This is a genomic window from Shewanella sp. NKUCC06_TVS (assembly GCF_019345515.1).
In the GTDB taxonomy this organism is placed as follows: domain Bacteria; phylum Pseudomonadota; class Gammaproteobacteria; order Enterobacterales; family Shewanellaceae; genus Shewanella; species Shewanella oncorhynchi.
This window is the reverse complement of record NZ_JAHKQX010000002.1, coordinates 306,080-332,453: the sequence shown is the minus strand read 5'-3', so window position 1 is coordinate 332,453 and position 26,374 is coordinate 306,080. Positions and strand designations below refer to the sequence as shown.

The window sequence follows — 26,374 nt, the reverse complement described above, 5'->3', positions numbered from 1 at the left end:
TTGTTTTGTAGGTTGAATTTTTAGTGCCTAGACCTACTTTGATTCTCGTATGAGGAAAATACACCGCATCAAATGTAACAAAAGTTTAACTTTTATTTCTCTGCCATTGACTTTGGTTTGTAACTCATTACCTTGTGTATTGTTAATTTAGGGCTTTCTTATTGTTAAAATAATTTTAATGAGATAAATAAAACAAGGGAAATGTATGAACAGACCTCAGATTCTACCCAGTGCTTGTGCAATCGCAATTGCAATGGCATGTGCGCCAACAGTGGCCCATGCTGCCGATAAAGGTGCAGAAAAAGTTGAACGTATTGAAGTAACGGGTTCCCGTATTAAACGTACCGATATTGAAGGCCCTTCCCCTATTCAATCGATCAGTAAAGACGATATTGCCAATATGGGATTTGATAACCTGCAGCAATTACTTGAACGCATGCCTGCCAATGGTGCTGGCGCGTTTTCTACCCGAGGAAACAGCCAAGATTCAACCGCCAACGGCGGCGCATCTATCAGTCTACGTGGTTTAGGCCCAGATGCGACCTTAGTGTTAATTAACGGTCGTCGTGTTGCGGCGAGTGCTTTTGCCGAAGGTATCACTAATTCCTTTGTTGATATCAATAATATTCCGGTATCAGCTATTGAACGTATCGACATACTGAAGGACGGTGCATCGGCTATTTATGGTTCTGATGCGATCGCGGGTGTGGTTAACATAGTTCTGAAAAAAGACATTGAAGGCATTGAGGTCAATCTTGGCTACGGTGATGCTTCAGGCACTGGCTACGATGAAACTACAGCGAATATGGTGTGGGGGATGAAGTCCGATAAGGGTAGCGCATCGGTTATCCTCGACTATTTCAAAAATGATACTTTAGCTGCGACTGATTTAGGACGTTTTGGTGTTTCAAATCAATCACCTTATGGTGGTGAAGATTTTCGTTCTTCCCGTGGCTTTCCTGGGTATTTCTATGTTGATGGTGTTAAAACTATCGACCCTGCTTGTCCTGCTGATAGTGCAACCGCGAGTGGAAGTTGTTTATTTGAGTACGGCTCATACAATTTTGTTGCGCCGGCTGCGGAGCGCGTAGGGGCTATTGGCCAATTTGACTATCATTTTAATGATGATTTAACAGCATTTTTAGAGTTAGCGGCGCAGCACAATACCTCAATCGCAGGGGGAGCACCGACACCACTTGACGAGGATGCTGGTTTAACTGTACCTGGATCTCACCCGAATAATCCTTGGGGGAAAGATATTGAAATTGGTCGCTTCCGTACGGTTGATGCGGGCGCACGACGTTGGGATATTGAATCCGATAGTTTACGTTTAGTCGCAGGTTTACGCGGTGTAGTAAAAGAGTGGGATTGGGAAGCTTCTGTTCAAAAAGGTCGCAGTGAGTCGACTCAAACGGGTGATCGCAGCCAAGGCTGGGTAAGAACCGATTATTTGCAACGTGAAATTGATGCGGGTCGTTACAATCCTTTTGGCGGCACGATGAACTCACAAGAGATCATTGACGCTATTACCACCAGTTTAGTACGCCAAGGTTTGTCAAACATGACATCTTATGCGGCTAACATATCTGGTCAAGCATTTACCTTGGCCGGTCGCGACATCATGATGGCAGCGGGAGCTGAATATCGCGAAGAAGATGTCAGTGATGTGCCCGATGAGCAATTCCAACGTGGATTGATTTTTGGTACTGAAGCTGTCTCTGCGGCGGCATCCCGTGAGCAATATGCCGCTTATATGGAATTATCTATTCCAGTCACGGATAACTTCGAGTTGCAACTCGCTGGTCGATATGATCATTACAGCGATTTTGGTTCAACGACTAACCCTAAAGTTGCCTTTCAATGGGGAGTGACCGACGAGTTAACGGCGCGCGCGTCTTGGTCTACGGGCTTCCGTGCACCCTCGTTAGCGCAGATAGGTCTTGGTCCATCTCGCGAAAGTAGTTTCTTTGTCGATACTTACCGTTGCGCTGCCGATAATGTTGATTGTGAAGCCTTAGATTACAACACTGAATTTGAAGGTAACTCTGAGCTGGATGCTGAAGAATCCGAAACTTGGAACGTCGGTATGATCTGGGCGCCGAGTCAGACGTTTGATGTGGGTTTTGATATCTTTAGCATCACGCAAGACAACAAAATTGATAAACAGCCATTAGGCGATATCTATACTGCAAATTGTAACGATCAAAATAGCACTGTGTGCGAGCGCTTAGCGCCACAGCTAGGTCAAACTTTAGGTCCGATCAGTATTATCCATTCAAGCTTTATCAACTTAAGCTCTCAAGATGTACAAGGGATGGATGTCTCTAGTCATTATGGTTTTGAGTTAGATAGCTATGGGGATTTGAAGTTTGGCTTAGAGTACAGCTACTTACATAATTTTGAGAAAGATGGTCTGGATTACACGGGTGAGTATAAGTTCCCTCAACATCGCTGGTTACTCACCACTAACTGGACTATGGATAATTTTGCCGCCAATATTAATTTGAGTTACATCGGTGAATTTGAAGATACCCCAGATATCAATTTCGATGGTGTACTTGATTTTGAAAGTAATAAGTCTCGTATGATCGACTCTCAATTATTGGTCGACATGTCTGGTACTTATCGCTTCAATGAAATGTTCAAGCTGACACTAGGCGTGAACAACGTATTTGATGAAGAGCCACCATTTGCTATCGGTGACGGTGATACGGATCTCTACGGCTATGTTATTTCAGTACATAATCCTATGGGCCGATACATTTACACTAAATTCACGATGAACTTCTAACTACCGCTTAGCGTCATTTCATTCGGAATGGCGCGTCATTTATGATGGGTGGTGTGATCTCTAATAAAAAAGGCCAATAATGATATTGGCCTTTATTTTTATAGGGTTAAAACTTGTGACGGTTGAGTTTATAACTGAGTCGCTGCCCACTTTGCGCGACTTTCGCGGCTTTCACTCATTTTGGTCGGTTCACGGAAGGCTTTGTAGGCATCCACGTCGAGAGCCACTAGGCTGACGTCGACTTCTAGGACCAGTTTGCACTCTTTCTTAATGCGCCAAGCTGCCGTGTTGTACAGCTCAGTAAAAGGCAGTGAACTTAAGAATTCGGGGTTGTATTGTGTGTAAACCGCTTGAGTGGGGTAGACCACGAAGGCTAAGTGACGCTTAGGTTCTTTCTTAAATAGTTCTTCGATACCATCGCAGGTGTTGAGCACTTGCATCTCAATGATGTCATCAATATCAAGCAGTTTCTTTTGCGCCAGCTCAGGTGCCAGTTGTTCACCGCTTTCCCAGGCGAGTACATCGGCTTCGCTATGGTTAGTCAGAGCACCAACTTGAGCCGCGCTTAAGCTGAGTGACTGGCGTAAGTAGCTCATTTCGATGGCATTCAAGCCAATGTTCTTATACATAATCGTGTTCTCAATGCAATAAAAGTAAAATTAGTATTTGATCTTTAACCAGATTTCTTCAACCCATTCCCAAAACGACTCCCAATAGATATCGGTAAAGTCGCCGTTTTTCCAGAAATGTACTTGACCATCTTGGTCGATACAGTAAAAAGCATCACCCTGCTGACATATGGCAATCATGTCCCTTGGCATACCGATGGACCACGCATAGCAAGTCACTTCGGGCAGGTAGGTGTGCGAGTAGGGATCCGATGCTGTTACTGGCTCTATCGTGCCGTAAATCACATCACTGGCATACAGCAGGTATTCTTTTAGCTCCCTTGGCAATGAAATCAGGATTTGCTCTTCGACTTCGACGAGCTGCTCAAATGTAGGTAATTCGAGTGGTACAGGAACAGTTTCGCTGCGTTCTTGGAGTTGCTCAATAATGTCGTGCATGGCATTTCCTGCTTATAGGGCTATGGCGCGGGATTATATACTTAAAAAGACGTTCGATGCGAGAGAGTGCTTTTTTACACCTTATTAAGATGATGTTTCAGGCGCTGTAAAATATAAAAAAGCGCTGGTACCTTTACAGATAACCAGCGCAAGAGTGGAAGCTTTTTAGTTAAGCGACTGAGGCTCTTAATAAACTGGCTTCATCAACCCGTTTATAGTTAAGCCATGCCTTGTGGTACAACTTATGTGATTCTTGACGTAATTGGGCAATCTGCGCGAGTTCAAACTCACTTAGTGAACGTTGTTGTTTACGAGCATTGGCCTCAATCCTCTGTACTTTTTCATATACCTTGTGTTCAGGACCATTTTTAATATCAGCGATATCCTGTAGGTGTAATTGCACTTCAGCAATCATGCCTGATTGGGGTAAGCGTACCAGTAGATTGAGATCGCGATAGCCGGAGGCTTTAGGTTCAGCAAAGCGGTTTTTTTGTTTCACAACTTGGGTGTGCTCATTCAAAGTTTGGTAGGCCTGCATCAGATCTTGAATGCTGTCGGTCACAATACTTGCCCTTGCAAGGTCGGTAATTTGGCTGGCATCACCGTTAAATTTTGTGGCCACTTTATCGGCAGCTCTTTGGTAACTCTTTACTGGCGGAACAATCACTTGTGCCTGTGAATAATGGGCAATCTTGGTGAGTAATTGGGCGAGTTCAGCTTGTGCATCATAGGCTTGGTGATGGAGCACGGATAAGTCATTCGAGGATTGATGAGGCGCATCGAAGGTCTGACTGCTGAGTGCATATAGACCTTGTAGGTCATGGCTTGATGCCTGTCTTGCACTGTAATTACCACGTTCTGCTTTACTGTCACTAATGTCGAGAGGATTTGCTACACCAGCGCGGCTTGATAATAAGAGTAGAAAAATAAAAAAAGTACGAAATAACTTAGTCATGCGGCCTACTTCCTTATGGGTGAGTTATTCAGGTCACGCACCCACCATAGGCTTCTATTGCTTAATTAAAGCTGAACCAACCATGAAGACTTGTTCATCTCAGTGGTTTAAGGAAATAAAAATGGCGCCACCTGTAACAGTGAGCGCCATTGTTGGCCAGCTTATGCCGCTGAACAGTGATTTAAATTTGGCTTACCAAATTTTTACGCGTTTCTCTGGTGCGATATACATGGCATCGCCAGGTTTTACATCATACGTAGTGTAGAACTCAGGCATGTTAGATAGTGCACCCAGTGCGCGGAATTCCGCAGGTGAGTGTGGATCGGTCGCTACGCGGTTACGCATTGCTTCTTCTTTAGCTTTTGCGCGCCAAATTTGCGTGAAGCCGATGAAGAAACGTTGATCGCCCGTTAAGCCATCGATAACGGGTGCATCTTTACCGTTAAGCGATTTCTTATAAGCACGATAAGCGATAGTCACACCTGACAAGTCACCAATGTTCTCGCCTAAGGTTAAGCTGCCGTTAACATGCAGATCATCAAACACTGCGTAACCATCGTACTGTGCGATCAGCGCTTGGCCGCGAGCAGAGAACTCTTTCAAGTCTTGCTCTGTCCACCAATCACGCATGTTGCCTTCGCCATCGAATTTAGCGCCTTGGTCGTCAAAACCATGGCCCATTTCGTGGCCGATTACCGCACCAATACCACCGTAGTTGACTGCATCGTCAGCCGCCAAATTGAAGAAGGGTGGTTGCAGAATTGCAGCAGGGAACACGATTTCATTCATGGTTGGGTTGTAGTAAGCGTTAACCGTTTGTGGCGTCATGTGCCATTCGTCTTTATCGATTGGCGCGCCCAGTTTGGCTAATGATTTAGCATGTTCAACTTCGCTGGCACGCATAGCGTTACCGACTAAGTCGTCTGCCTTGATGGTCAGCTTACTGTAATCTTCCCATTTGTTCGGGTAACCGATTTTCGGGTTGAATTTTGCTAATTTATCCGCAGCAGCCACTTTAGTGCTGTCGCTCATCCAAGTTAATTCTTTGATGCTGTCGCCGTAAGCACCACGCAGGTTTTCAACCAGTGCTTGCATACGGTCTTTGGCTTCTGGAGTGAAGTGACGTTTGACATACACTTTACCCACAACTTCACCAAGAACGCCATTGACGGCTGCAACGCCACGCTTCCAACGAGGTTCTTGTTCTTCTTGACCATTCAATGTCTTAGAGAAGAAAGCGAAGTTTTCATTGTCTAACGCTTCACTCAGATTGCTCGCCGCGTGCGTCAGCACTTGCCATTGCATATAGGTTTTCCAAGTGGCTAACTCAGTCGTTTTTAAAACTTCGTTTAACCCTTGGATATAGCTAGGTTGGTTAACTATGATATCGGTTTGCTTGTCAGCGCCAAGAGCGGCTAAGTAGCCAGCCCAATCGATATCTGGTGCCAGTGTTGGCAGATCTTTGACTTGAAATAGATTGTAGGTTTTAGTGCTGTCGCGATTTTCAACCACATCCCAATGCTTAGCAGCAATCGCCGTTTCTAAGGCTAAAATAGCTTCAGCACTGGCTTTCGGGTTAGCAAGACCCGCAAGGGTAAACATTTTTTCGATATGGGCGACATATGCCTTACGGATATTAACGAAGCGTTCTGATTCGTTAAAGTAGTAGTCTTTTTCTGGCAGGCTTAGGCCATATTGATAGAGATGAGTTGCGTAACGGCTAGAGTTTTTTGCATCAATATCGATATAAAATGCTATTGGGGTACCCGCGCCAGCGATTTGGCTGTGGGCGAAGTACTTCACTAATTCATTCTTATCTTTTAAGGCATTAATAGCATCAAATTCGCTTTGGATTGGTGTGACTCCCAGTTTATTGAGTGTCTCAGTATCCATAAATGAACGATATAAATCGGCCACTTTTTGCTCGTCTGTACCAACGGCGAGGTTGGGCGTTGCAGCCACTTCTTCGATAATGGCTTTTACGTCGTCACGTGATTTTTCACGTAAATCGTAGAAAGCGCCAATGCTAGTGCGATCGGATGGGATCTCAGTGTTTTTTAGCCAAGTGCCGTTAACGTATTTATAGAAATCGTCTTGTGGACGAATCGCTTTATCAAAATTAGCAAATTCAATTCCAGAACCTAGTGCTTGAGTCACTGCCGCTGCGGTGGCTGTTTTAGCAGTTTCAGGTGCTTTAACTTCGGCTGCCTTGTCATTACAGGCAGTCAGGCCTGCGATAAGTGAGGCACACAGTCCCCCAATGAGTACTTTTCTCATGTTGTTTCCTTCGAGTTTATTATTGTGCCCATTATTGGGGCTGTTATTTTGGCAAAATGGGATTGCTTCAGGCGCAATGAACTATGTTAATGCCTTACTAGGAATCGAAACAAGGTCATTACACTGTTTATCGTGGATTTATCTTGAGTGATATGTAACTAAAGGTTACCAGTGAGCATATTTAAGTCAGTAGCTGCAAAGTTACCGTATGCAGGCCTTTTCAGGTAAGTGAGCACTTCGATTTATCATTTTAAAATAGGGTTAATTCAGTTGCCTAATTAGTTTTGCAGGGTTACCTGCAACCACTGTTTTGGCTGCGACATTTTTAGTCACTACGGCGCCAGCACCGATGACGGCATCATCACCAATATTGATTCCTGGCATTATGATTGCGCCGCCGCCAATCCATACCCGTTTACCGATGTGAATCGCTTTAGCGGTTTCCAAACCTGAGCAACGTAGCTCGGCATCAAGTGGGTGACTTGAGGTATAAAACTGTACATTGGGGCCGACCATAGTCTGTTCATCAATAAAAATGGGGGCATTATCCTGCAAGGTGACATTGACATTGATGAACACTCTGTCAGCAAGAGTGAGATTGATGCCATAACTGATAAAAATCGGCGTGGAGATAGTTGCGACTGGCGATTTAAGGGGCAGAAGTTGTTGGCAGAGTTGGGTGTACTCAGTACTATTTTGAGCAATCGTTTGATTTAATTGTCGATTCAGTCGCTGCTGTTGTGTTCTTAAACTTAAGAGTTCGCTGTCAAGACAATCATATTCTTGGCCTGTGATCATCTTTTGGAATTCAGTCATAGCATCTTTCCCTATGGTGATTACTGTCAATGCGTAAGGGCTAATATAGAAACACAGGTCGCGTTGAGCAGCAATTCTTTGCCCTTTGAACGGGTCGGCTTCATAATACGGCAGTTTTCTTTATTGAAGTTGAGTATTAACGTGCGTTTAGACAAATTTATCTGTGAGAGTACCTCACTGACTCGCTCATTAGCGAAAAAAGCCCTGCATCGCGGTGATATTACTTGTGATGGCTTAGTCGTTAAAGACTCGGGTTTTAAAGTGACTGAAGGTATGTGTGTTTGCCTTGAAGGCGAGCCGATTGTCTTAGTGGGCGAGCGTTATTTAATGCTTAACAAACCGGTAGACACTATTTGCTCGACGATAGATGAAACCTACCCTTCGGTATTGAGCTTAGTGGATGTGCCTAAGCCAGAAACTTTGCACATTGCTGGTCGTTTAGATGCTGACACTACAGGACTCGTGTTGATTACCAGTGATGGCCAATGGTCGCATAAGATCACCTCACCGAAGAAAGAATGTGGCAAACGCTATTTAGTGCAACTCGATGAGCCAGTGGATGCTAGTTTGATTGCGGTTTTTGCCGCTGGCGTTGAATTGCGCGGTGAAGATGGTCTAACTAAGCCGGCGTTACTGGAGATTATTGATCCACAATTAGTGCGATTAACCATCACCGAAGGTAAGTATCATCAAGTGAAGCGTATGTTTGCCGCTGTGGGCAATCATGTGCAAGGGTTGCATCGTGAAAGTGTAGGGCAAATTGAATTAGACCCCTCCTTAGCACTGGGTGAATGGCGATATTTGACGCCTGAAGAGATAGCTTCAGTCTGATGACTTTGATATAAAAAATGCCGCCCGAGTTTTACTTTGGCGGCATTTTTATTTGTGCTAAATAGCTTTTATTACTGTTTCTTTAAAATCAGATGACCGCTGATGGTATTCATCTTCACGTTGGCTGCACCAGAGCCTGTTTGGAATGATAACTCTGTGCTTGGTACATATTTTTGTTTTTGCGGTACATCTTGGGTTAAACCGTTGTTGATTTTTCCACCAGGACCACCATCTAAGTTGAAGCTGGCATCGGGAACATCATTAAAGATCACGGTAATATCGCCACTCACACTTTCAAAATTTGCTTTGTTGAAGTTTTTAGCGAGTGATACTTGTGAATCTCCGCTGACGGTTCTGAGCTCGATTTCCTTGGTGACGCTAAAGTTAGCATTCACTTCACCTGAGACTTGTTCAATCGTGACTTTTTCTGCTTGAGTGTGGCTTTTTAAGTCACCGCTAACGAGGCGATAATTCATTTCTCCTTTACTGTCAGTGTCCTGAATCGTGCCGGATACGGTTTCTAATTTGATTTTTCCATCAAGTGCTTTGGTCGTGATATCACCAGAGACTGTATGTAACTCAGGTTTACCACTTAAGTTGTTGGCGTTGATATTGCCGCTTACCGTATTCAAATCTAGTTCACCTTGAGTTTCGGCAACTTGCAGATTGGCAGATATGGTATCTGCACTGAGTTTAACCGTTTTTGGGACTTTAATGGTGAGCTGTGATCCTTTGTCATTATTGCCATTATAGTGGCGAGGCATTTTGTCTTCGATATTGAGACTATTTCCCTGTTGCTCAAACACAAAGCCTTCGCTCAATTCATCTAATGTGCCAGTGACACTCACTTCACTCTTATCCCATGTTTGAATGGTCACATCACCGCGTTGGACTTTGATCTGCAGTTGAGTGTCGCTGCTGACACTTAACTGTTTATCAACGCTTTGTGCTGCTAACACATTGCCCATTAAGCCTAAACAGAGTGTCGAAACCAATAGGCTAGCTTTAGTGAGATTGAGGTTACTCATAGGGTGTTTCCTTGTGTCGAGTTTCTAATGGGTAATTTTTGGCCCTGTTGTAATAGGTCGAGCTCACGCTGCTGCACCCAAAGCCACAGTTGCCAAAGTTGTTTATCGGTTGGATTCGCTTGTAAAGCTTGGTAAATCTGTGTTGCCGCGAGCCTTAGCTCAGTTAAACCTTGCTCAACGGGTGCGCTGAAGCTGCTCGTTTGCCACATTAGCGCATTTGGCGCCTGTTCTAGGTTGTCCACTTGCGCTTGGTGTGATGTTGCAATTTGGGTGAGTAATAAATGTAAGGCCACATCCTCTGGTTGCTCTGGCATAGCTTGGTTCTGGGCAAGCTCTGTCTGCTGCATTATGAATGAGTTGAAATAGGGCAATTGGGTATATCCCAATGCCGCTAGAATAATAAACGAAGCCGCTATCGCCCAAGCGTGACTCTTCTGGGATTTGTACGTTTGGGGTATCAGCGTTTTATCCATGCGTTTTTCAATGCCTTGCCACAGATCATGTGTAGGCGACATCTCTTTGGGCGCGCTATTAATCAATTGCTCAAGCTGTTGTTCACGGGAAAGCGGCGTTAACGTCATTACAGCATCTCCTGTAGTAGTTGCTTAGCTCTATGGTATTGGGTCTTACTGGTGCCGACGGCAATGCCAAGTAAGTCAGCGATTTCATCATGTTGATAACCTTCGATTGCACAGAGTACGAAAACCATGCGAGCGCGTTCTGGCAGTTTGAAAATTAACTTATCTAATCCGCTATAGCTGCTATCAGAGCTTAAGGGTTCTGTTTCTTGTTCCAGCGGAATAAATCGTGACCAAAAGGACTTTTGTTTACGAATGCTGCTCAATGCTTGATTGACACAAATACTGTGTAACCAAGTGGAAAACTGACTCTCACCTCGAAATTGTGGCAACTTCTGCCACACTAAAATAAAACACTCTTGGGTTATTTCTTCAGCCATAGCGCTATGGCCGCAAAGGCGCAGTGATAGGGCGTAAATACGTTGGTAATGGCTTTGATACAGCAACTTGAAGGCAGTTCTGTCTCCTTGGCTCGCTAAGGTGACCAGTTCAAAGTCAGACATTGAGCCATTGAGTGGGAGGATCCCTGCTGTCACTGTAATTTCCTGCCATAATGATTGAGTGTTGTAGTTTTGACGCAGTGGGCGCTACAAAAGGTTTGGAACCTTAAAAAATATATTTTATTTAGATCAATTATCCAGCGTAACATTTTTGTAATTTGTAGTAGAATTCGCCCGAAAAAGTACTGCTAAGCTAATGAAGTAATTCATTTTATATCAATTGATATTATGACACTTACATCTGCTTTGATACGGTATATTTAACGTAATTAAAACGAAATACTTTGTAGTAACGGTAGGGTATCACCCTGAAGAACTAAGTTAAAAATAATGCGGTACTCACAGTATGGGAGCTTAAATCGACAAGCTATCAAAGTATTTGATGTGAACTTTTAATGTATTGCTATGTTTGCGCTGTTAAAGGCTTAATTTCCAGCTATCTTTTTAAGATAGATTATATATTCGGGGACTTTCTATGCTAATCCGCTCAAAGTTGTTACTCAGTGCTGCAGTGTCTATTTCGGCACTAATTGCCATGTTTGGATTACAACTCTATTCAAATTCGGTGAAATCGGAACTTTCTAACGCGGCTCAAAGTGTGCTTGATTTAGAGCGCGACGTCTTAATTTTGCGTAAAAATGAAAAGGACTTTTTCGCTCGCAAGGATTTGAAATATGTCGAGCTGCATAAGCAAAGCCACATGGCAATCGACAGTATTGTCCCTGAGTTAGAGAAAGCCTTTAAAGAATATGGGGTATCGACTGCCTCACTTGAAAGTTTTGACCGTAATTTAAATCAGTATCAAGCCGCTTTTTCTGAAGTGGTGCAGCTACAACAAGAGATTGGCTTAACACCTAAAACAGGTTTGTACGGTACGTTACGAGCTGCGGTGCATAACGTTGAAACGCTACTCAAAGAATTTGATCAGCCCGCACTCGAAGCCGCAATGCTGCAACTTAGGCGTAACGAAAAGGATTTTATGCTGCGTCGTGAGCTAAGTTATGTCGAAACCTTCGATACTAATATTAGTAAGTTTAATGACAAGCTTCATGCCTCGAGTATCGATATTGATACTCAACGAAAAATTGAAGAGCTTATTACTCAATATCAAAAGGATTTCAAAAGCTTAATTAATAAGGAACAGCAGCTTGGTTTGACCGAAAATGACGGTACTATGGCGCGAGTTTTAGCTGCAAACCAGCAAACTGAGAGCAGTACGAGTGACTTGAAAAATTTGGCTCTTAAGGCCATTGATGATGCTGAGAGTAGTAGTGTTAATGTCGGTATTACTGTGTTTATCTTTATTGCGTTACTACTATCAATCATTACCTACTTGATTATCCGCAGTATTATCGCGCCTGTTGAGCGTATCACGCAGATCATTTCTCGCATCGAGGTGAGTAAAGATCTGACATTGAGGTGCGATGCCTCCACCCAAGACGAACTTGGTGAAATTGCACAGCATTTCAATAGCATGGTGAGTAGCTTCCAACAGCTGATTGAGCAAGTGATTGAGTCGGTCGCAACGATTAACACTTCCTGTAAACGTGTTTCAGAAAATGCCATGCTCGCCTCCGAAGGTGTGGGCCAACAACTTAATGAGACCGACATGGTCGCAACAGCAATCACTGAGATGGGCGCAACGATTGAGGAAATCGCTAAAACAACCGAATTAGCGGCATCAAAAGCGGGTCAGACCCACGATAATGCCCAAAGTGGTCAATTAGAGGTTGAGCAAACGATACATAAAATCCAGTCACTTGCTGAGCAGTTGAATAGCTCAGCAGCGGTCGTTAACGAATTGGAACGTGACAGCGAGACTATCGGTAGCGTGTTAGATGTGATCCGCGGTATTGCTGAGCAGACCAATCTTTTAGCCTTGAATGCCGCGATTGAAGCGGCGCGTGCGGGTGAGCAGGGCCGTGGTTTTGCTGTGGTTGCCGATGAAGTGCGTAACTTAGCGATGCGGACGCAATCGTCAACCCAAGAGATTGCTAACATCATTCAAACGCTGCAGACGCGTACCCGATCGATTGTGCAATTGATGGAATCTAGCCAAAAACAAGGCGTTGAAAGCGCTGAACAAGCGGCAAGTGCAGGCGCTTTATTGAAGCTTATCAATAACGACGTGCGTAATATTATGGACATGAGTACTCAAATTGCGGCGGCTATTGAAGAGCAAAGTATGGTGGCGGCCGAAGTGAACAAGAACGTGGTGGTGATCCGCGATATCGCTGAGGAGTCATCCCATGCGGCAGATGCGAATGCGTCGGCATCTGATGAGCTGAAAGCGCAGGCTGAATTCTTATTCCGTGCGGTGAGTAATTTTAAAATCTAATATTTAAAAGCCAACTCTAATCTGATGAGCAAAAGCTAGCTTAGAAAATACACTAACAAAAACGCACTCCGAGGAGTGCGTTTTTATGTCTGAGTAATTAGCTCTGCAAGCTTAGTGATTCGTTAAAACAGCAAGCTGTGCATTGGAACCGCTCAGATTAGTCAGAACGTTCAGTAACAGAACTATTAGTGACGGAACATGGCAGAAATAGACTCTTCGTTGCTTACGCGACGAATAGCCTCAGCCAGTACCGCAGACATAGTTAACTGAGTTACTTTAGCCACTTTCAACATTTCTGGGCTTAAAGGAACGGTGTCAGTCACAATCACTTCATCAATCACTGAGTTAGCGATATTTTCAGCCGCTTTGCCAGAGAACACTGGGTGAGTTGCGTAAGCAAATACGCGGTTCGCACCATGTTCTTTTAAGGCTTCAGCCGCTTTACACAGAGTGCCGCCTGTGTCGATCATATCGTCAACGATAATGCAGTCACGACCTTGAACATCACCAATGATGTGCATAACTTGCGCAACGTTCGCTTGTGGGCGACGTTTATCAATGATCGCTAAATCAGAATCATCCAACAGTTTTGCTACTGCGCGAGCGCGAACAACACCACCGATGTCTGGAGAAACAACGACTGGATTATCTAAGTTCTTCGCTAACATATCCTCTAGTAGCACTGGGCTACCAAATACGTTATCAACAGGAACGTCGAAGAAACCTTGGATTTGCTCAGCGTGCAGGTCACAGGTCAGAACGCGGTCAACACCCACGCTAGACAGGAAATCGGCAACCACTTTTGCAGTAATAGGTACACGGGCGCTACGAACGCGACGGTCTTGACGAGCATAACCAAAGTAAGGAATAACAGCTGTGATACGGCCAGCAGATGCACGGCGCAGCGCGTCAACCATCACGATGAGTTCCATCAGGTTGTCGTTTGTCGGCGCACAAGTGGATTGGATGATGAACACATCGGCCCCACGTACATTTTCGTTAATTTGGACACTGATTTCACCATCGCTGAAACGACCAACCACTGCGTCTCCGAGTTTGCAAAATAGACGATCGGCTATCTTTTTAGCGAGACTGGGGGTGGCGTTCCCAGCAAAGAGCTTGATGTCGGGCACTGTATGAACCTCAGGCGTTTGCTTTATATTTTAGTGGCTAGAGTAACGACGATGTAGGGACGGGAGGAACCCGAGGCGTTATCGTTAAGTGGTTACTCTAGAAGAAAGTAGTTTAAGGGTGACTGAGTCGCGTGATGAGCGGCGAAAGATTCATCCCTTGTGCAACAAATCCTTGCATTTCAGACGGTAATTTCGCCAAGGCTGCGAGAGCTTGTTGCTTTTGTGTGAATTCCCCGAACACGCATGCGCCTGTTCCTGTCATTCTCGACGGCGCATATTCTAGCAGCCAGCCTAATGCCTTGGCAACTTGAGGGTATTTAGAAACGACTAGTTTTTGACAATCATTTGCCCAAGGTTGGTTCATTAAGGTCTCTATGGCCAGTTTCGGGGTATCACGTGGTAAAAGTGGATCTTGGAATACTTCAGCGGTGGATACATGGGCATCGGGTGCGATGATTAAGTACCAAGGCTCACTCGGATTTACCGCTTGTAAGCGTTCACCTACACCTTCGGCAAAAGCGGCGAAACCATGAATAAAAACAGGAATATCGGCACCAAGTTTAAGGCCGATTTTAGCCAGTTCTTCGGTCGATAATTGGGTGTTCCATAATGTGTTCAGTGCCACTAAGGTGGTGGCAGCATCTGACGAGCCGCCACCTAAACCTCCGCCCATGGGTAGACGTTTATCCAACCAGATTTCGGCGCCGCCAGTAAAGCCTGTGGTTTGTTGTAATGATTTTGCGGCTCGCAGAATTAAGTTATCGCTATCGGCGACAACATTAGAGATATTGGAGTGCAAAATCAGTTCTGCGGTTTCAGTGACCTTAAAATCGAGCATGTCACAGTAATCAATAAACTGAAACAAGGTTTGCAGTTCATGATAACCATCTGCGCGGCGACCATTCACGTGTAAGAATAAGTTAAGCTTGGCTGGTGCTGGCCAATGGCGTGAAATTGCTGCGGGCATGCTAAGGTTTCTCTTCGAGTATGATTGCAGGCTTGCCGAGGGCTTGCCATTGATTCAATTGTAGTTTGAGTTGTAACTCACCACGCTCAAGCTTTAATTGATGGGGCACGTTGGCGCCGCTCTGGGATTGCCAACTTAAAAATGTGACCAGCCAAGGCGGTGGGGTTTGAGTGTTCGTGAGCTGTTTAGGTTTGCCTTGGCTATCGCTTTCAAGTACTTGATCATTCTGGCCAACTTGACCAGTGATCCACAAAGGTAAATCGGCCAAGGGGATGGACCAACCGCTGACGCGCTCGAGTAAACGCTGGGCATTCTCGTCGCGAAAATCTTTGCCATCGATATGTAAATGGGCAGAGTTCGAGGTTGAATTAAGCGTCAACACAGTTGTGCCTAGCATAGTCGTGAGTGTGAGTTCATCGCGATCTTCACTGTGGCGCCAGTAGATATTGGCACTGAGTTTATCGTCGGGAGTTTTTATCGCTAGTTTTCCCTGTAATTCCCAAGCTTTGGCTTGGCGCGCATTATTGACTGTGATTGGGCTTAAGTCAGTCATCGGCGGCAAAGTTTCACACCCCGCCAGTAAGAGTAGGGCGCTTAAGGTAAAACAAGAGAAAATGGTTTTTGTGAGGCGCTTCAAATTATTCATCTATGACTGATATACCAAAGTCCTTATGATACGAGGGCTTGGAAAGAATACCAATGCCAAACGTAAAATTTCCATCGGCGGTCACTTAGATTTGCTCCCTTGGGGCAAATTTTGCCTTACCTATTATTGATAGAAAATTTAGGTAAGAAGTTAGACCTTTATTCGGTTTTGTTAAGCGTATTCTGTTTTTAGTTGGGCCGATTCAGTAGAATGCCCTTATTAAGAGAGTCGCCAAGAATCTAGAAAGAGTCAGATGAGCCTTGTAGCAATCGGTATTAACCATAAAACAGCCACGGTAGACCTGCGTGAGAAAGTTGCCTTCTCTCCGGACAAAATTCATGACGCTATGAAGAGTCTGGCCAGTCGTACACGCTCGGGTGAAGCCGTTATTGTCTCGACCTGTAATCGCACTGAGTTGTATTGCAACAACGGCGATGAGGCCGACATTATTGCGTGGCTTGAAGAATATCACGGCCTAGATCATGAGGATGTAGCACCTTGTCTCTATAACTATCACGGTCAAGATGCCGTAAGGCATTTGATGCGCGTAGCCTCCGGGCTCGATTCTTTGATCCTTGGTGAGCCGCAGATTCTCGGTCAAGTAAAGCAAGCGTTTGTTAAGGCCAAAGAGGCTGGTACGGTTGCGCTAACCATAGATAGACTCTTTCAGAATACTTTTTCAGTCGCTAAGAAAGTCCGCACTGACACTGAAATTGGCGCCGCCGCAGTTTCTGTGGCATTTGCCGCGGTAAGCATGGCGAAACATATTTTCTCATCGATATCGACCACTAAAGTACTGTTGATTGGTGCAGGTGAAACCATAGAATTGGTTGCGAAGCATCTTAAAGACAACGGCGTGGCTTCAATGGTCGTAGCAAATCGGACGTTAGAACGTGCCCAAGGCATGTGTGAGGAGTTTGGCGCAACAGCAATTACACTGGCGCAGATACCAGATTATCTCCCAAAAGCCGATATCGTGATATCCTCTACCGCCAGCCCTCTGCCTATCTTAGGTAAAGGCATGGTCGAAAAAGCGCTAAAGCAGCGTCGCCATCAACCTATGTTATTGGTTGATATAGCAGTTCCCCGGGATATTGAGCCGGAAGTCGCCGATTTGGATGACGCGTTTCTGTATACAGTGGACGACCTGCATAGCATTATTGAACAGAATATGGCTTCTCGAAAAGAAGCCGCCGAGCAAGCTGAAGTAATTACTGAAGAACAATCTTTCCTATTTATGGATTGGATCCGTTCTTTAGAGTCGGTCGACAGTATTCGCGAGTATCGCAGCCAGAGCATGGCGGTAAAAGATGAGTTAGTGGAACGCGCCTTGAATAAATTAGCTCAGGGCTCAGACACTGAGCAGGTATTGATTGAACTAGCCAATCGCCTGACCAACAAACTTATCCACGCACCGACACAGGCCCTCACGGCAGCGAGTCGTCAGGGCGATTTGAATACTCTCGGTCAGTTAAGATCAGCGCTTGGATTAGATAAAAACTAAGGTTAGCGAGTTAAATGAAGGAATCCGTTATCCGCAAGCTGGAAGGCTTGCTCGAGCGCAATGAAGAAGTCATGGCTTTGCTGGGTGATGCTAGCGTCATTTCCGATCAAGACAGGTTTCGTGCGTTATCGAAAGAATATGCCCAGTTAGAAGACGTTGTTGCTGGCTTTAAAGCTTATCAGCAAGCGCAGGCCGATCTCGATTCTGCCAAAGAAATGCTGGAAGAAGACGATGCTGAAATGCGTGAAATGGCGCAGGAAGAGATGAAGGCCGCTAAGGCCAAACTCGAGCAGCTCGAAGACGAATTGCAAATTCTATTACTGCCAAAAGATCCTGACGACGATAAAAATGCCTTCGTTGAGATCCGCGCTGGTGCAGGCGGTGACGAAGCGGCTATTTTTGCCGGTGACTTATTCCGCATGTACAGCCGTTATGCTGAAGCGAATCGCTGGCAGATCGAAATCATGAGCTGTAACGAAGGCGAACATGGTGGCTTTAAAGAAGTGATCATGAAGGTCAGCGGTGACGGCGTATACGGCAAACTTAAGTTTGAATCCGGCGGCCACCGTGTACAGCGTGTGCCAGAAACCGAATCCCAGGGACGTGTGCATACTTCAGCGGTTACTGTTGTGGTACTTCACGAAGTGCCTGAAGCGGAAGCGATTTCAATCAATCCAGCCGATCTGAAAGTCGATACTTATCGTTCATCGGGTGCGGGTGGTCAGCACGTTAACAAAACTGACTCAGCTATTCGAATCACCCATATTCCTACTGGGATCGTGGTGGAATGCCAAGATCAACGTTCGCAGCATAAGAACCGTGCCCAAGCTATGAGTGTACTGGCCGCACGTATTCAAGCTGTTGAAGACGAAAAACGCCGTAGCGCCGAAGAATCGACCCGTCGTAGTCTGGTTGCCAGTGGCGATCGCTCCGAACGTGTACGTACTTACAACTTCCCGCAAGGCCGCGTGAGCGAACACCGCATCAACTTGACCTTATATCGCTTGAACGAAGTAATGGAAGGCGATCTCGATGCTATTTTATTGCCTCTGATGCAAGAGCATCAAGCCGATCAGTTAGCCGCACTGGCTGACGAGCAGGGGTAATTTTGTCAGATCAATCTAGCATAGCCGAAGCCCTGCAATGGGCTTATGTGCAGTTAGCATCAACCTCTGAATCCGCTCATCTGGATGCAGAGGTTTTGTTGTTATATTGCCTCAATAAAAGTCGCAGCTATTTGTATACTTGGCCTGAAAAATCCCTAACGGTTGAACAGTGGAAACGCTTCCAGCAAATGGTACAGAAACGCCAAAAAGGCGTACCTGTGGCACATATTGTCGGTGAGCGCGAATTTTGGTCGTTGCCTTTTATCGTCAACGACACCACTTTGATCCCGCGTCCTGATACGGAAATTTTGGTTGAAACTGCATTGAACATGCCGCTTTCTACCTACGCCAAAGTGCTCGATTTAGGCACTGGTACTGGAGCCATTGCGCTGGCGTTGGCGTCTGAGCGTGAGTCATGGCAAATCACCGCGGTCGATAAAGTCGATGATGCCGTGGCTTTGGCTATCGCGAATCGTGAGAACTTAAAGCTGCCACAGGTCGAAATTCTCCAGAGTGACTGGTTCAGTGCCGTAAAGTCGCGGGACTTTGATTTAATCGTCTCAAATCCGCCCTATATTGATGAAGCTGACGAACACTTGCACCAAGGTGACGTGCGTTTCGAGCCCCAAAGCGCGTTAACCGCCGCCGAGGAAGGCTTTGCCGATCTTTATTATATTGCCAACACAGCTCGAGATTACTTAAAGCCTAACGGCTATATCCTGCTCGAACATGGTTTTGAGCAGGCTGTGAAACTGAGGGCTAAGCTTATCGAACTCGGCTACGAGAATGTCGCCACAGTGCGAGACTTTGGCAGTAATGACAGATGCACTATGGGTAAATGGGCAGAATAACACGCTGCTTTAAGTGAAGATATTTATCCAGTTATACCGATTTATCGAACGCCATTGCTTATTACCAATGGCGTTTTTGTTTTCGATAGGGCGACCTTAAGTTGGTGTAAGATGAAGATCCCAAACCTTAAACATCACAACACTTTTACCATAAAGAATTTACTGCCGGTTTCTGGGTAGGCTTGTTGTATCCACTGCATGCGATAGTCGTGGCGCTCATAAAAGGGCTTAGCTTGAAAATCTAAGGTATCGAGTAGGGCAAATTGGCAGCCGCGCTCCTTTGCTTGGCTTTCTGCGGCTAATAATAAGCGCGTGCCGATACTTTGGTGTCTTAAAGAATCATCGACCCACAGATACTCGATTAACAACCAATTGCCGAACGTTTTACCACTGATCCCTGCTAACAGTTTACCTTCGGAGTCCTGTAGTTTGAGTCCGAGATTTTTACGGCTAAGCCCCTGCCATTAGACTTGGTTGAACTCGACAATTTTTTGTTTTACAGCGTCGGCGAACTCGGTTGATTCATCGTTAATTAAGCTTAAATTCATCGTCACTTCTCGTTTGATTTTTTATGATGTTAGCTCTGAATATCTAGGCTGATAGGCATTGGTATGCCGCCAAGGATTAGGGTAAACTAGCGCCTTTGTCACTGGCCATAAGTATCGTAATGGAAACTTTTTACAGTCTATATCCTGCGGTTAAACATCTGCATTTTACCTTTATCGCGTTGAGCGTGTTATTGCTCACCGTGCGCTTTGTCCTGCATCTGCGCCAATCGGCTCTGATGGAGAAGAAGCTGCTCAAGATAGCGCCCCATGTTATCGACACTTTCCTACTGCTGTCGGGCTTAACTTTGTGTTTTATGATCCAGCAATTTCCTTTTGTGGATCCTTGGATGACCGAAAAAATCGGTGCTGTAGTTGCTTACATTGTCCTAGGCGCCATTGCCATAAAAGCGAACAGAAACAAATTGTTCAAAGTGTTTGCTTACTTAGGCGCGATAGGTTGGTTGGTTTATGCTGCTAAATTGGCTCATTTTAAACAAGCGGTATTATTGGGTTAATGGGTAACTACACTCTGCAAGATGGCATTTCATTGCCCGAGTCGGCATTGGATGTAGGTGCGCACCTTGGATTTTCTAAACTTGAAGCCGCTAAATGGGCTTGGTTTGAAATGGCGGGAGCCGTATTAAGTCATTACTTGGTTGATCAACAACAGCGTTTTAATGCGCTGTTGCATTGGTTTTACGAGGATTTAGGTTTTTGTGTTCGTGAGAACTACTTCAGTACAGAGGCGGCAGATTTAGGTACTTGCTTAATTAGTCGCCAAGGTAATAGTACAACGCTGGCGACGGTATTGATGTTGCTGGCGAAGCAGTTAGATCTTGAACTCGAACCCATATTGCTACCTGGCAATACGGTTCTGCGTTGTAAGATTGGCGGTGAAGTGAGTTATTTGGATCCTTTAACGGGCAAGGAACTCACCCGTCACCAGTTGCACGTGTTAGTGCGCGGCGAGTTAGGTAATGCTGCTGAACTTAAGGCGAGTTACTTAAAGCCTGCAACGGTGAAAAAACTGCTGACGCGTATGCTGCATGAGCTTAAGGCGGGTTGCATAGTGTCGCATCAATTTGAGGCAGCGATGGAGTGTTGCAGTCTGCTGTTGCAATGGCATGTTGACGATGTGCATTTGAATCGTGAGCGGGCGTTTATTGCACAGCAGTTGGGTTGTATTAATGTGGCCGCCGCCGATCTGCAGCATTTTGTTGATAATAGTCCTCACGATCCCGTGATCGAGATAGTGAAGATGCAGCTCAAAGAATTAAACGAACACGCCGAGGTTTATCACTAAAGCAGAGCCTTTCGGGGCTCTTCTTATTTATTCAACTTTTATTAACGAATTCAATCCGCAAAAATAATAACACTGGGCAGATGGAAGTTTGACCCAGGGACTTAAAAGTTAAGTCTCTAATAAAAATAATAACTGTATCAACAGGGAGAAATTAGCATGACAAGCACGGCTTTAGTGACGAATGATGCCACGGCGTTAGGAATACTCGCGACAATTCTAGGTTTTGTATTTTATACCAGTAGCAGTAGTCATCCTTTTTGGCAGAAGTTTTATCGTTTTATTCCCGCCCTTTTATTGTGCTATTTCTTGCCATCGTTATTGAATACCTTTGGGGTAATCGATGGTAATACCTCACAACTGTATTTTGTGGCATCCCGTTATTTGCTGCCAGCTTGTTTAGTCTTATTGATTTTAAGCGTTGATTTAAAAGCTATTTTAAGTTTAGGGCCGAAAGCTTTGATCATGTTTTTAACCGGCACTGTCGGTATCGTTATCGGCGGCCCTATCGCCTTGTTGCTGGTGTCGGTTATTGAACCTTCTTTAATTGGGGTCGATGGCCCCGATGCGGTATGGCGTGGTATGACGACCTTAGCGGGGAGCTGGATTGGTGGCGGTGCAAACCAAGCTGCAATGAAAGAAATTTATGATGTGGGCGGTAATATTTTCTCTGTGATGGTGACAGTCGATGTGATAGTCGCCAATATTTGGATGGCAGTGCTGCTGTTCCTAGCCTCAAAAGCGAAAGAGATCGATGCTAAAACCGGTGCGGATACTTCTGCAATTGAAGCGTTAAAAGATAAAGTTGAAAAGTATCACGCTGAAAATGCGCGTATTCCTAATCTGCGCGATCTTATGCTGATTGTCGCTGTAGGCTTTGGTATCACAGGTATTGCTCATATCGCCGCTGATTTTCTGGGGCCATTTTTTGAAGTGAACTATCCTTGGACCGCAGATTACAGTTTAACCTCTAAATTCTTCTGGCTAGTGGTGATAGTCACAACGATTGGTTTGGCGATGTCATTCAGCCCAGTGCGTCATTTAGAGGCGGCGGGGGCATCAAAAGTGGCTTCAGCCTTCCTTTACATCTTAGTTGCGACCATTGGTCTACATATGGATGTGAGTAAGGTGCTCGATACGCCATTGTACTTTTTAATTGGTATTGTGTGGATGATAGTCCACGCAAGCTTTATGTTATTGGTGGCTAAGCTGATTAAAGCCCCGTTATTTTATATGGCCGTAGGCAGCCAAGCGAATGTGGGCGGCGCTGCGTCGGCTCCTGTAGTTGCGGCGGCATTTCACCCCGCATTAGCACCAGTGGGCGTACTGTTAGCCGTATTAGGTTATGCGTTAGGAACCTATATGGCATGGATTTGTGGTCAAATTTTACAGTTAGTTGCGGTATAACCGCCTTAGCTCCTATTCACCGCTGGGAAAGGTTCCAGCATTTTAGAGAGAAGTTGCGATGAGTAATAAAATCATAAACCTAGGTTCAATCGAGATTGCCAACGATAAACCTTTCGTGTTGTTTGGTGGCATGAACGTGCTTGAGTCTCGCGATCTCGCTATGTCGATTGCTGAAACCTACGCCGAAGTGACTCAAAAGCTGGGGATCCCTTATATATTTAAGGCGTCTTTTGATAAGGCGAATCGTTCTTCGATCAACTCTTATCGCGGTCCAGGTATGGAGGAAGGCTTAAAGATTTTTGAAGAGATTAAAAAGACCTTTAATTTACCTTTGATCACCGATGTGCATGAAGTGCATCAGTGTGCGCCAGTGGCAGAAGTAGTTGATATTATTCAGTTACCTGCATTTCTAGCACGCCAGACAGATTTGGTTGTCGCGATGGCAAAAACTGGCGCTATCATCAATGTGAAAAAGCCACAGTTTTTAGCACCACATGAAATGCGCCATATCATCACTAAGTTTAACGAAGCGGGTAATGACGAGATCATCCTGTGTGAACGTGGTTCAAGCTTTGGATATAACAACTTAGTCGTTGATATGTTGGGTATGGACGAGATGAAGCAATCTGGCTATCCGGTGATTTTCGATGCGACCCATGCGCTGCAACGCCCTGGTGGTCGTGCAGATTCAGCGGATGGACGTCGCGCACAGGCGACCGAGTTAGCGCGCAGTGGTATGGCGCTGGGTTTAGCGGGTCTATTCATTGAGGCGCACCCTGATCCTGATAACGCTAAGTGTGATGGCCCATGTGCGCTGCCTTTGCATCAGTTAGAAAATTATCTGAAGCAAATGAAAGCGATCGACGATTTGGTTAAATCCTTCGAGCCAATCGATACCAGTAAGTAATCGCAAGCTAAGACTTAATGAATTAGTGACTTAATCCTAAAGCCTCGACTCGTTCGGGGCTTTTGTTTTTCAGTCGAGGAATGTGATTGGTATAGCCCCGTAGCTATCTGAAACATTAATGTTTTATGATGGGCTTTGCCTAACAATCTTGTTTTTATAGCCGACCAGATTCTTTACGGAATACCTTTATGTGGATCTTACTCACTTTGCTGGCGGCATTTATGCAGGCTTGGCGTAATGCGTTTCAAAGCCAGTTGAGTAAAGAAGTGAGTGTTGCGGGCGTGACCTTAGCACGTTTTATTTGGGCTGGGCCGATTGCCGCCGTGTATCTGGCGAGCTTATATCTTTGGCAGGATGTCGGAATCCCCGATTTTAGCGATCGTTTTATCGGTTTTATTCTCGGAGCATCGGCGATGCAAATCCTCGCGACGGGCTTGATGGTGAAATTGTTCAAGCAACAGAACTTTGCCGTTGGTGCTGGGCTAGCCAAGAGTGAAGCTGTGGTCGCGGCTGTGTTAGGCACAGTGTTTTTTGGGACGCATTTATCCCTTTTAGGTTGGTCGGGAGTGTTGTTGGGTGGTGTGGCAATTTTTCTCATGAGTGCCAAACAAGGCCTGCGAAGTCTGTCGCTCAATACGGTATTGATTGGTTTGGCTTGCGGTACTTCGTTTGCGCTGACATCGCTTTGGGTACGAGAAGCGAGTTTATGTTTGAATGTGGGTTTCCCCCATAGCGCTGCTTGGGTGCTGTTATTCGTGATTAGTCTACAGACCTTAGTGTTAGTCAGTTATCTGTTACTTAAGGATAAATCCACACTGGCCGCGTTATGGCAGCGACCTAAGCTAACCTTACTCACCAGTACCGCCAGTTGTTTAGGTTCTATCGGTTGGTTTAGTGCTATGTCGTTGCAGGCTGTGCCCTATGTTAAAACCTTAGGCCAAGTTGAAGTTTTCTTTATGATCTTGATTGCCACCTTTTGGCTGAAGGAAAAAGTAAAGATAAAAGATATGCTAGGGTTAGTCTTGATCGCTATCGCCGCTATTTTGGTGATGTGGGAATAGACTAAATTAATAGAAGGTATGCTGGTTTTTTAGACTAAAATAGAACTCGATTCAGTGTATTTATATCAAGCAAACATTCGCTGAGATACAAATATACACACGTCTTGCTCCATAGATTTTGATACTATTTTTAACCGAGCGCTGTGTGAGTTAAGGATATATGCGAAAAAAGTTAGCAAAATTAAATCTGCCATTATGGCAATGGCTGGCAGTCATATTGTTTCCAATTGGAATTGCTGCTGTTGCAAGTTATCTCTCTGCACAGTATTTTGTTGAAGATAAAGTCAAAGGTGTGGGGGCTATTTATGTAGATCACATAGATACTTTGATCTCTCATGCCGATGAAATCAGCCATTATGCATTGGCATTGAAGGATTCTGAGTGTCAAGAGTTATACAACTATATGTTGTTCCAACCTTACTTTCGTTCGGCTTTAATATTTGATTCACAACGCGTTTATTGCTCATCTAAAACCGGTGATATTGATATTCCCCTGAGCATTGTTAGTGTTACCGAAAATCTTGAAATATCTAATCAGTTTATTATTGCGGGCACGCCTTTTATGCCTGAGGTGCCCGCGATAGTGTCATCTAAATGGGACCCTAAATCTAAACACGGCGCCGCTGTGATCATTGAAGGGAAATATTTAGTAGATTCCTTTGTACAACCCGATGTGTTTCCTAGCGCAGTTATCAATGTCGCTTTATCCATCAATGGTAAAACGATTCCTGAATCACTCGAGTTTATCAAAAATGAGGTAATGACTTTAGATTCTGAGGATCATCGTTTTTCGGTGTTACTAGAAATGTCACCTGCTTTTTTTAGGCATTTTTTTTGGATATTTTTTGCCATCTCATTACCCTTTAGCATTATTTTGATTACGGGTTCTATCTTGTTTGTGCTCTATTCACGGTTATCTCGTCACTCCCTTGCTGATGATATTCGTAGCGGGATAGAGAACGAAGAGTTCTTTTTGGTTTATCAACCTGTGATCTGTGCTGAGGACGGCAAGGCCAAAGGAGTCGAGGCATTAGTGCGTTGGCAGCACCCACAAATGGGCTTAGTACGGCCTGATTTGTTTATTCCTATCGCCGAAGAGAGCAAGTTAATTGTTCCATTGACCAATTATATCTTCGAAAAGGCATTAAAAGATTTTGCTAATATGAAGGTTGAATCGGGCTTTAGAGTCGCGTTCAACGTGGCGCCAGAGCATTTTACCCAAGATGATATCGAGTCGAAATTTATTCATCTGCGGGATTCTTTGGATCGTATTGGCGTTAAGCCTTTAATCGAAATCACCGAACGGCAATTATTAACGCCGGATATTTGCCAGCGCATTGAAAGCTTACGCCAGTTGGGGATTTTAGTGGCTATCGATGACTTTGGTACTGGGCAAACAACCTTATCTTTGTTACAAACCATGCCATTGGATTACTTGAAAATCGATAAATGCTTCATCGATACCATAGGGCAGGACTCCGTGACTTCCCACGTACTCGATACCATTATTGAGCTCTCCCATAAGATGAATTATGTGGTGGTGGCTGAAGGGGTTGAAACGCAGGAGCAGGCAGATTATTTGACTAGTCGCCAAGTCCATTTTTTACAAGGTTATCTCTTTGCTAAGCCGATGAAGTTGGCGGATTTAAAGTTATGGTTAGTCGAGCATTTTAAAAAGTAGCATCATGATGTAAGTCAGCCATCAGGGCGCCTTGGTACCCTTATGGCTATTCAACTGTCTTAACTAAAGGTTCTGGCTCGAG

23 protein-coding genes and 1 pseudogene are annotated in these 26,374 nt (G+C 44.9%); 12 read left to right on the top strand and 12 right to left on the bottom strand.

The features are described from left to right. The first annotated feature begins 205 nt into the window (after positions 1–205). Positions 206–2,791 (top strand): TonB-dependent receptor, encoded by a 2,586-nt coding sequence (locus KO531_RS03515; RefSeq protein ID WP_219250395.1) that lies wholly within the window; start codon positions 206–208, stop codon positions 2,789–2,791. A gap of 128 nt (positions 2,792–2,919) precedes the next feature. Here KO531_RS03515 and KO531_RS03510 read toward each other — a convergent pair whose 3' ends face one another. From KO531_RS03510 to KO531_RS03490, 5 genes are all read right to left on the bottom strand, one after another. After that, the gene (locus KO531_RS03510) at positions 2,920–3,420 is read right to left on the bottom strand and encodes a DUF4447 family protein (RefSeq protein WP_131523743.1); all 501 of its coding nucleotides are present in this window, start codon (positions 3,418–3,420) and stop codon (positions 2,920–2,922) included. Positions 3,421–3,450: 30 nt separating this feature from the next. Beyond that, positions 3,451–3,858 (bottom strand): SMI1/KNR4 family protein, encoded by a 408-nt coding sequence (locus tag KO531_RS03505; protein ID WP_113939053.1) that lies wholly within the window; start codon positions 3,856–3,858, stop codon positions 3,451–3,453. Between the two features lie 169 nt (positions 3,859–4,027). Next, the gene (locus tag KO531_RS03500) at positions 4,028–4,813 is read right to left on the bottom strand and encodes a RelA/SpoT domain-containing protein (RefSeq protein ID WP_131523742.1); all 786 of its coding nucleotides are present in this window, start codon (positions 4,811–4,813) and stop codon (positions 4,028–4,030) included. A 192-nt stretch (positions 4,814–5,005) separates the two neighbouring features. Next, positions 5,006–7,090, bottom strand: a complete 2,085-nt coding sequence (locus tag KO531_RS03495; protein WP_219250394.1) for a M13-type metalloendopeptidase — start codon at positions 7,088–7,090, stop codon at positions 5,006–5,008. A 261-nt stretch (positions 7,091–7,351) separates the two neighbouring features. Further along, positions 7,352–7,906 (bottom strand): sugar O-acetyltransferase, encoded by a 555-nt coding sequence (locus tag KO531_RS03490; RefSeq protein ID WP_198571876.1) that lies wholly within the window; start codon positions 7,904–7,906, stop codon positions 7,352–7,354. Positions 7,907–7,984: 78 nt separating this feature from the next. Between KO531_RS03490 and rsuA the strand changes: the two genes are divergently transcribed. Continuing rightward, positions 7,985–8,737, top strand: coding sequence for a 16S rRNA pseudouridine(516) synthase RsuA (rsuA, locus tag KO531_RS03485; protein ID WP_219250439.1), 753 nt, complete (start codon positions 7,985–7,987; stop codon positions 8,735–8,737). A gap of 71 nt (positions 8,738–8,808) precedes the next feature. On the opposite strand, the gene KO531_RS03480 is transcribed toward rsuA, so the two are convergent. Genes KO531_RS03480 through KO531_RS03470 form a run of 3 tightly spaced genes read right to left on the bottom strand, consistent with a single transcriptional unit; the run spans position 8,809 to position 10,879 of the window. Beyond that, on the bottom strand, positions 8,809–9,765 hold the full coding sequence (locus KO531_RS03480; RefSeq protein ID WP_219250393.1) for a DUF4097 family beta strand repeat-containing protein: 957 nt from the start codon (positions 9,763–9,765) through the stop codon (positions 8,809–8,811). Then, positions 9,762–10,346, bottom strand: a complete 585-nt coding sequence (locus KO531_RS03475; RefSeq protein ID WP_219250392.1) for an anti-sigma factor — start codon at positions 10,344–10,346, stop codon at positions 9,762–9,764. Before KO531_RS03475 ends, KO531_RS03480 begins: the two co-directional genes overlap by 4 nt. Next, a complete protein-coding gene (locus KO531_RS03470) occupies positions 10,346–10,879 on the bottom strand; it encodes an RNA polymerase sigma factor (protein ID WP_113939254.1) in 534 nt (177 codons plus the stop codon). Before KO531_RS03470 ends, KO531_RS03475 begins: the two co-directional genes overlap by 1 nt. Before the next feature lie 439 nt (positions 10,880–11,318). On the opposite strand from KO531_RS03470, the gene KO531_RS03465 reads away from it, so the two are divergent. Next, on the top strand, positions 11,319–13,181 hold the full coding sequence (locus tag KO531_RS03465; protein WP_219250391.1) for a methyl-accepting chemotaxis protein: 1,863 nt from the start codon (positions 11,319–11,321) through the stop codon (positions 13,179–13,181). Between the two features lie 185 nt (positions 13,182–13,366). Here KO531_RS03465 and KO531_RS03460 read toward each other — a convergent pair whose 3' ends face one another. The 3 genes from KO531_RS03460 to lolB all read right to left on the bottom strand — a co-directional run bounded on the left by KO531_RS03460 (position 13,367) and on the right by lolB (position 15,927). After that, complete coding sequence (locus KO531_RS03460; protein WP_006080255.1) at positions 13,367–14,314, bottom strand: ribose-phosphate pyrophosphokinase; 948 nt, start codon at positions 14,312–14,314, stop codon at positions 13,367–13,369. A gap of 112 nt (positions 14,315–14,426) precedes the next feature. Next, positions 14,427–15,281, bottom strand: a complete 855-nt coding sequence (gene ispE, locus KO531_RS03455; RefSeq protein ID WP_219250390.1) for a 4-(cytidine 5'-diphospho)-2-C-methyl-D-erythritol kinase — start codon at positions 15,279–15,281, stop codon at positions 14,427–14,429. A gap of 1 nt (position 15,282) precedes the next feature. Then, a complete protein-coding gene (gene lolB, locus KO531_RS03450) occupies positions 15,283–15,927 on the bottom strand; it encodes a lipoprotein insertase outer membrane protein LolB (protein WP_219250389.1) in 645 nt (214 codons plus the stop codon). Positions 15,928–16,180: 253 nt separating this feature from the next. Here lolB and hemA point away from each other — a divergent pair, with 253 nt between their 5' ends. From hemA to prmC, 3 genes are read left to right on the top strand one after another with little or no spacing between them, the layout of a single operon-like run. Further along, positions 16,181–17,431, top strand: a complete 1,251-nt coding sequence (gene hemA / locus KO531_RS03445; RefSeq protein ID WP_028761678.1) for a glutamyl-tRNA reductase — start codon at positions 16,181–16,183, stop codon at positions 17,429–17,431. Positions 17,432–17,445: 14 nt separating this feature from the next. After that, positions 17,446–18,537: a peptide chain release factor 1 gene (prfA, locus tag KO531_RS03440; protein WP_131523734.1), complete on the top strand. Its 1,092-nt coding sequence runs from the start codon at positions 17,446–17,448 to the stop codon at positions 18,535–18,537. Positions 18,538–18,539: 2 nt separating this feature from the next. After that, positions 18,540–19,388, top strand: a complete 849-nt coding sequence (gene prmC, locus KO531_RS03435) for a peptide chain release factor N(5)-glutamine methyltransferase (RefSeq protein ID WP_113939044.1) — start codon at positions 18,540–18,542, stop codon at positions 19,386–19,388. Between the two features lie 134 nt (positions 19,389–19,522). Here prmC and KO531_RS03430 read toward each other — a convergent pair. After that, positions 19,523–19,936 (bottom strand): annotated as a pseudogene (locus KO531_RS03430) (GNAT family N-acetyltransferase). Positions 19,937–20,055: 119 nt separating this feature from the next. Between KO531_RS03430 and KO531_RS03425 the strand changes: the two are divergent. The 6 genes from KO531_RS03425 (at position 20,056) to KO531_RS03400 (ending at position 26,292) form a co-directional block, all read left to right on the top strand. Next, the gene (locus KO531_RS03425; protein ID WP_006080263.1) at positions 20,056–20,451 is read left to right on the top strand and encodes a SirB2 family protein; all 396 of its coding nucleotides are present in this window, start codon (positions 20,056–20,058) and stop codon (positions 20,449–20,451) included. Beyond that, the gene (locus KO531_RS03420; RefSeq protein ID WP_105250146.1) at positions 20,451–21,239 is read left to right on the top strand and encodes a tetratricopeptide repeat protein; all 789 of its coding nucleotides are present in this window, start codon (positions 20,451–20,453) and stop codon (positions 21,237–21,239) included. Before KO531_RS03425 ends, KO531_RS03420 begins: the two co-directional genes overlap by 1 nt. A 156-nt stretch (positions 21,240–21,395) precedes the next feature. Next, positions 21,396–22,643, top strand: a complete 1,248-nt coding sequence (locus tag KO531_RS03415; RefSeq protein ID WP_105250145.1) for a DUF819 family protein — start codon at positions 21,396–21,398, stop codon at positions 22,641–22,643. A 58-nt stretch (positions 22,644–22,701) separates the two neighbouring features. Beyond that, a complete protein-coding gene (gene kdsA, locus KO531_RS03410; RefSeq protein WP_219250388.1) occupies positions 22,702–23,550 on the top strand; it encodes a 3-deoxy-8-phosphooctulonate synthase in 849 nt (282 codons plus the stop codon). A 188-nt stretch (positions 23,551–23,738) separates the two neighbouring features. Next, on the top strand, positions 23,739–24,611 hold the full coding sequence (locus KO531_RS03405; RefSeq protein ID WP_219250387.1) for a DMT family transporter: 873 nt from the start codon (positions 23,739–23,741) through the stop codon (positions 24,609–24,611). A gap of 160 nt (positions 24,612–24,771) precedes the next feature. Further along, positions 24,772–26,292: an EAL domain-containing protein gene (locus KO531_RS03400; protein ID WP_219250386.1), complete on the top strand. Its 1,521-nt coding sequence runs from the start codon at positions 24,772–24,774 to the stop codon at positions 26,290–26,292. The last annotated feature ends 82 nt before the right edge of the window (positions 26,293–26,374 follow it).